The sequence below is a fragment of the Streptomyces sp. NPDC023527 genome (assembly GCF_055560115.1).
Genome location: NZ_JBVHJJ010000010.1, coordinates 337,499 through 344,044 on the forward strand (window position 1 = coordinate 337,499; position 6,546 = coordinate 344,044).

The 6,546-nt window shown below is 74.2% G+C and carries 7 protein-coding genes; 6 read left to right on the forward strand and 1 reads right to left on the reverse strand.

Annotated features, from left to right (window positions below; genetic code table 11):
• The first annotated feature begins 7 nt into the window (after window positions 1–7).
• The 6 genes from ACZ303_RS21745 (at window position 8) to ACZ303_RS21770 (ending at window position 5,973) form a co-directional block, all read left to right on the forward strand.
• Entirely contained in the window at window positions 8–322 is a 315-nt protein-coding gene (locus ACZ303_RS21745) for a (2Fe-2S)-binding protein (protein ID WP_467341383.1), read from the forward strand.
• A complete protein-coding gene (locus ACZ303_RS21750) occupies window positions 303–1,802 on the forward strand; it encodes an FAD-dependent oxidoreductase (protein WP_467341385.1) in 1,500 nt (499 codons plus the stop codon). Before ACZ303_RS21745 ends, ACZ303_RS21750 begins: the two co-directional genes overlap by 20 nt.
• A 70-nt stretch (window positions 1,803–1,872) precedes the next feature.
• Complete coding sequence (locus ACZ303_RS21755) at window positions 1,873–2,781, forward strand: dihydrodipicolinate synthase family protein (RefSeq protein ID WP_467341387.1); 909 nt, start codon at window positions 1,873–1,875, stop codon at window positions 2,779–2,781.
• Between the two features lie 34 nt (window positions 2,782–2,815).
• Window positions 2,816–3,820: a proline racemase family protein gene (locus ACZ303_RS21760; protein WP_467341390.1), complete on the forward strand. Its 1,005-nt coding sequence runs from the start codon at window positions 2,816–2,818 to the stop codon at window positions 3,818–3,820.
• Entirely contained in the window at window positions 3,817–5,184 is a 1,368-nt protein-coding gene (locus ACZ303_RS21765; protein ID WP_467341392.1) for an aldehyde dehydrogenase family protein, read from the forward strand. The genes ACZ303_RS21760 and ACZ303_RS21765 overlap by 4 nt, the downstream gene beginning before the upstream one ends.
• A gap of 57 nt (window positions 5,185–5,241) precedes the next feature.
• On the forward strand, window positions 5,242–5,973 hold the full coding sequence (locus ACZ303_RS21770) for a GntR family transcriptional regulator (protein ID WP_467341394.1): 732 nt from the start codon (window positions 5,242–5,244) through the stop codon (window positions 5,971–5,973).
• A gap of 25 nt (window positions 5,974–5,998) precedes the next feature.
• Here ACZ303_RS21770 and ACZ303_RS21775 read toward each other — a convergent pair whose 3' ends face one another.
• Entirely contained in the window at window positions 5,999–6,382 is a 384-nt protein-coding gene (locus ACZ303_RS21775) for a hypothetical protein (protein ID WP_467341396.1), read from the reverse strand.
• Between the last annotated feature and the right edge of the window lie 164 nt (window positions 6,383–6,546).

A 6,546-nucleotide genomic window follows, 5' to 3' on the forward strand; every position in this document is an offset into this window, starting at 1 on the left:
GCCCGCAGTGGCCCGTACCCCCGCCGACCTGGTCGGGGCGGAACCCGGCCCGCCGTTCGAGATCACCTTCGACGGCCGTACGGTCACCGCCCTGCCCGGCCAGACCATTGCCGCCGCGCTGTGGGGAGCCGGCATCCTCGCCTGGCGCACCACACGCGACGGCGGCCGCCCGCGCGGGGCGTTCTGCGGCATCGGCCAGTGCTACGACTGCCTCGCCACCGTCAACGGGCAGCCCAACCGCAGAGCCTGCCTGGTGGCCGCCCGGCCCGGCGACGCGATCACCACCCAGGAAGGACACGGCCATGCCGAGCTCGGCATCTGAACCGTACGACCTCGCGGTGATCGGCGCGGGCGCCGCCGGCCTCGCGGGTGCCGTCGCCGCCGCCGGACGCGGCCTGTCCGTCGCGCTCCTGGACGCCTCCGGGCAGCCCGGCGGCCAGTACTTCCGGCACCCCGCCCCGGCCCTGCGCGCCCGGCGGCCGCAGGCCCTGCACCACGACTGGCCCGCCTTCGCGGAGCTGCGCCGACGCCTGGAGGCCGGCGGCATCGACCACCTCACGGGCCACCACGTCTGGACCGTGACCCGGGAGGACGGCGGCCTGTGGAGCGCCCACGCCCTCACCGGGACCGACGGCGACGGTGACCGCCCGGTCCGCGTACGGGCCCGCGCGATCCTCCTCGCGACCGGCGCCTACGAACGGCAACTGCCCTTCCCCGGCTGGACCCTGCCCGGTGTCGTGGGGGCCGGGGGCGCCCAGGCGATGCTCAAGTCGGGGCTCGTCCTGCCCGGCAAACGGATCGTCGTCGCGGGCAGCGGACCGCTGCTGCTCGCCGTCGCCTCCTCGCTCGCCGCCGCCGGGGCGCACGTCCCCGCGGTGGTCGAGGCGTCCGGCTATCTCGGATACGCCCGGCATCCGCGCGCCCTCGCCACCAACCCGCGCAAACTCCTCGAAGCCGCCGTTCACGGCTCGGCGTTGCTGCGCCACCGGGTCGCGCTGCGAGCCCGCAGCGCGGTCACCGAGGCGCACGGCACCGACCGCGTGGAGGCCGTCACGGTCTCCCGGATCGACCGCCACTGGCGACCGGTTCCGGGCACGGGCCGCCGCATCGCCTGCGACGCCCTGGCCGTGGGGCACGGACTGATCCCGCAGATCGAGCTGGCCACCGGGCTGGGCTGCGCGACCCGGCGGACACCGGACGGAACGTACGCCCTCGCCCTGGACGACCTCCAGGAGAGCTCGGTCCCGGGCCTGTGGGCCGCGGGGGAGACCGGCGGCACCGGCGGCTGGCAGCTCGCCCGCGTCGAGGGCGAGCTGGCGGGCATCGCCGCGGCCGCCCGGCTGCGCTCCACGCCGGCGCTCCTCGGTGGCGGACGGGTGCGGGAACTGCGCCGCCGCCGCGACCGGATGCGCGCCTTCGCCGCCGCCATGGCCGTGGCACACGCCCCCGGCGCCGGCTGGAGGGACTGGCTCGCCGACGACACGGACGTCTGCCGCTGCGAAGAGGTCACGGCGGGCCGGATCCGCGAAGCGGTCACCGACTTCGGCGCCCGTGACGCGCGCACCGTCAAGCTCCTCACCCGGGCGGGCATGGGCTGGTGCCAGGGCCGGATGTGCGGGACGGCCGTGGCCTGCCTCGCCGCCCCGGGCGCGGTGGAGGGGACCGTACCGCCGTCCGCCGAGCGCAGGCCGCTCGCCGTGCCCGTCCCCCTCGGGGCGCTGGGCACGCTCGACGAGGCGGAGTCCACCGAGGGGCCGGAAGGCGCCGGAGGGCTCGAAGCCACCGAAGAGAGTGTCAACTGACCGCCGCGGCACCGCTTGTGGGTATCGCTGGTCTTCAATAAAATGTCACACTGCATAGAAGGGTTACGGCATGACCGCCACCTCCTGGAACACCGAACACCCCTGGCGCGGCATCATGGTCGCCACCGCGCTCCCGCTGCGCGAGGACCTCTCCATCGACTACGACGCCTACGCCGAGCACGTCCGCGGACTCCTCGCGGACGGATGCGACGGCGTCGTCCCCAACGGCTCCCTCGGTGAGTACCAGACCCTCACCGACGAGGAGCGCGCCCGCGTGGTCCGCACCGCCGTCGAGGCGGCGGGCGACGGCGCGCGGGTGATGCCCGGCGTCTCCGCGTACGGCGGCGCCGAGGCCCGCCGCTGGGCCGACCAGGCCGCCGAGGCCGGCTGCGGCTCCGTCCTGCTGCTGCCGCCGAACGCCTACCGCGCCGACGAACACGCCGTACGCGCCCACTACGCCGACGTCGCCGCGGCAGGGGTGCCGGTCGTGGCGTACAACAACCCCATCGACACCAAGGTCGACCTGACCCCGGCCCTCCTGGCCCGGCTGCACGGCGACGGCAGCATCGTGGCGGTCAAGGAGTTCAGCGGCGACGTCCGGCGCGCCTACGAGATCGCCGAACTCGCCCCGGACCTCGACCTGCTCATCGGCGCGGACGACGTCCTGCTGGAGCTCGCCACGGCCGGCGCCGTCGGCTGGATCGCCGGCTACCCCAACGCCTTCCCCGCCACCTGCGCCGAGCTCTACCACGCCGCCGTCGCCGGAGACCTGGAGACGGCCCTGCCGCTCTACAAGTCGCTGCACCCGCTGCTGCGCTGGGACTCCAAGACCGAGTTCGTGCAGTCGATCAAGCTCTCGATGGACATCGTCGGCCGCCACGGCGGCCCCACCCGCCCGCCGCGCTTCCCGCTCACCGGGGAGGTCGGGGCCCAGGTGCGCGCCGCCACCGAGAAGGCCGTCGCCGACGGCCACCGCTGACCGCCCGAGAGGGCCACCTGCCGAAAGGACGCCCGTGCGCACCCGTCATGTCTTCCATGCCGTCGACTCGCACACCGAGGGCATGCCCACCCGCGTCATCACCGGCGGCGTCGGGGTCATACCCGGCGCCACCATGGCCGAGCGCCGGACCCACTTCATCGAGCACCTGGACCACCTCCGCACGCTCCTGATGTACGAGCCCCGCGGCCACGCCGCGATGAGCGGCGCCATCCTCCAGCCCGCCACCCGCCCCGACGCCGACTACGGGGTCCTCTACATCGAGGTGTCCGGGCTGCTGCCGATGTGCGGGCACGGCACCATCGGCGTCGCCACCGTGCTCGTCGAGACCGGGATGGTGCCGGTCGCCGAGCCCGTCACCACCGTGCGGCTGGACACCCCCGCCGGTCTGGTCAGCGTCGACGTGCGGGTCGAGGACGGCGCGGCGAGGTCCGCCACCCTCACCAACGTGCCCGCCTTCTGCGTCGGTCTGGACCGGAAGGTGGACGTGCCCGGATACGGGACGGTGACGTACGACATCGCCTTCGGCGGCAACTTCTACGCCTTCGTCGAACTGGACGCGCTGGGCCTGCCCTTCGACCGGGCCCGCAAGGACGACCTCCTCGCCGCCGGACTCGCCGTCATGAACGCCGTCAACGCCTCACCGGACCGGCCCGTCCACCCCGAACAACCCGGGATCAACGGCCTCAAGCACGTCTACCTGGCCGCGCCCGGCTCGGACGCGCACCGCTCGCGGCACGCCATGGCCATCCACCCCGGATGGTTCGACCGTTCCCCCTGCGGCACCGGAACCTCCGCCCGGATGGCGCAGCTGCACGCCCGCGGCGCCCTTCCGCTCGACCGCGACTTCGTCAACGAATCCTTCATCGGCACGGAGTTCACCGGCCGCCTGGTGGGCGAGACCGTGGTCGGTGGGGTGCCGGCGGTCGTGCCGACCATCACCGGGCGCGCCTGGATCACCGGCACCGCCCAGTACTTCCTCGACCCGGACGACCCCTTCCCCGGAGGCTTCCTCCTGTGACCACCGCCCCCTCCTTCGTATCCCGCAACCCGGCCGACCCCTCCGACGTCCTGGCCGAGTTCACCGCGCCCGGCGCCCGCGCCGCCGCCGACGCCGTCGAACGGGCCCGCGCCGCCCAGCCGGGCTGGCTGCTCGGCGGGGCGGCCGCCCGCTCCTCGGCCCTCTCGGCGGTCGCCGGGGCGGTCGAGGCCGCCGCCGACGAACTGGCCGCACTCGCCGTACGGGAGGTGGGCAAGCCGGTCGCCGAGGCGCGGGCCGAGGTCGCGCGCACCGCCGCGATCTGGCGGTACTACGCCCAGGCCCCCTACGAACCCACCGGCGCCGTCCACGAGACGGCCGCCGGCCCCGGGCTGCTGCTGACCCGTCGTCGTCCGCACGGCGTCGCGGGCCTGATCACCCCGTGGAACTTCCCCTTCGCCATCCCGAGCTGGAAGGCCGCGCCCGCCCTGGCGGCCGGCAACACGGTCGTCCTCAAGCCCGCCCCCGAGGCCACGGCCTGTGCCCGGCGCCTCTCCGAGATCGTTCAGGAGGCGCTGCCGAGCCGGGTGTTCACGGACCTGCCCGGTGGCCCCGCCGAGGGCGGCGCCCTCCTCTCCGCCGCCGACGTCGTCTCCTTCACCGGATCGACGGTCGTCGGCACCGAGGTGGTCCGTGCGGCCACTGCCCGGGGCATCCCGGTCCAGGCCGAGATGGGCGGGCTCAACGCGGCGATCGTCCTGCCCGACGCCGACATCGAACGGGCGGCCGCCCACATCGCCTCGGCCATCGCCGGATACGCGGGGCAGAAGTGCACCGCCACCAGCCGGGTGATCGCCGTCGGCGCGGCCCTGGAACCCTTGCGCGAGGCCCTGGCCGAGGCGGTGCGCACGCTCCCCGTCGGCGATCCGGCCGATCCGGCCACGGTGTGCGGGCCGCTCATCTCCGCGTGGGCGCGCGACCGGGTCGGCGCGGTCCGGGGCGACGTCTCGGTCCTCGCCGCCGGCAGCGCCCCCGAGGGGCCCGGCTGGTACGCCACCCCGACGCTGGTCGAGAAGGTGCCGCATGGCCACCGGCTGCTGAGGGAGGAGGTCTTCGGCCCGATCGCGGCCCTGCTGCCGGCGGACGACCTGGCCGACGCCGTACGGATCAGCAACTCCGTCCCGTACGGCCTGGTCACCTCCATCCATACCGCCGACCTGGAGGTGGTGCTGCGGGGCCTCGACCGGCTCGACACCGGCATGATCCGCGTCAACGCCCCGTCCACCGGCGTCGACTTCCACCTGCCGTTCGGCGGCGCCAAGGCATCCGGTCACGGCCCACGCGAACAGGGCCACGCGGCAATGCAGTTCTATACGTCGAGCCGTACTTATACCCTGACCCCCTAAACGCAATGTGACATTGTACGCTGGTGGTCCAGTCCATCGGGGCGCGAAAGGGACACCATGGGGCACCTCACACAGCGCAACCTCATCACCGCCACGGAGCGGCTGCGCGACCAGGTCGCCCACGCCCTGCGGGCCGCGCTGATCTCCGGCGAACTCCGGCCCGGCGAGGTCTATTCGGCGCCGGGGCTCGCGGAGGACTTCGGCATCTCCGCGACCCCCGTGCGCGAGGCCATGCTCGACCTGGCCCGAGAGGGCCTGGTCGAGCCGGTCCGCAACAAGGGTTTCCGGGTGACCGAGGTCAACGAGCGCGATCTGGACCAGTTCACCGAGATCCGCATGCTGATCGAGGTGCCGATGACGGGCCGGATCACGCGCACCGCGGCCCGCGAGGACCTCGAGGCCCTCCGCCCGGTCGCCGAGGAGATCGTGCGCGCCGCACGCGACCACGACCTCATCGGCTATCTGGAGGCCGACCGCCGATTCCACCTCTCCCTGCTCTCCCTCACCGGCAACGAACGCCTCGTGGAGACCGTCAGCGACCTGCGCAAGCGCTCGCGCCTGTACGGGCTGACGGCCCTGGACGAGCGCGGCGAGCTGATCCACTCGGCCGAGGAACACCTGGAACTCCTCGACCTGATGCTGGCCGGCGACGCCAAGGGTTCCGAGAAGTGCATGGCCCGCCACCTCGGCCATGTGCGCTCGCTGTGGGCACAGGGCGAGCGAGACGCGCGGCCGGCCGAGGCGAAGGCCGAGCGGACGAAGGGGCGCGCTGCCGCCGTGCGGCGGTGAACCTCCGCATCGCCCGGGGCAGGCGTCAGCCGTCGTGACCCTCGTTCGTACGCCCCTCACCCATGCGCTCCATGGGGAAGTTCGTGAACAGCGTCGTGCACTTGTCGGCCGACGCACAGCGGCCCACGCCGTAGACGCTGGTGCCGCCGATGCGGCCCCAGCCGCCGGTCTTCCTCATCGAGACCGTCTGGTCCCAGGCCAGGGAGTCGTTCTTGGCGGCGACCATGCCGACCGACAGGTAGGAGAGCTGCCCGACGAGCTGACCGGTGCGCACGTTTCGCACGTTGATCAGCCGCGACTCGGGATTGCAGGCCCGGCCACGGCTCGTGAACTTCCAGCCCTTGTGGGGAGCGGTCGCGCACGGACCGGCGGCCAGGAGGTCCTTGGCGTCCTGAGTGGCCTGGTCCATGGCAGGGAGCCACCCGCTCAGGTGGACGCCCCGTCGGCACGCCGCCCGGCGGTCCGTTCCCCCTCGACGAGGGGGAACGGGCCCCCGGGCGGGCCCCCGAACGCCCCGCCCGGGCGGGCGCCCCCGTGGGGCACCCCGCCCCCTGGCCCCACGCCGGCCCCGCC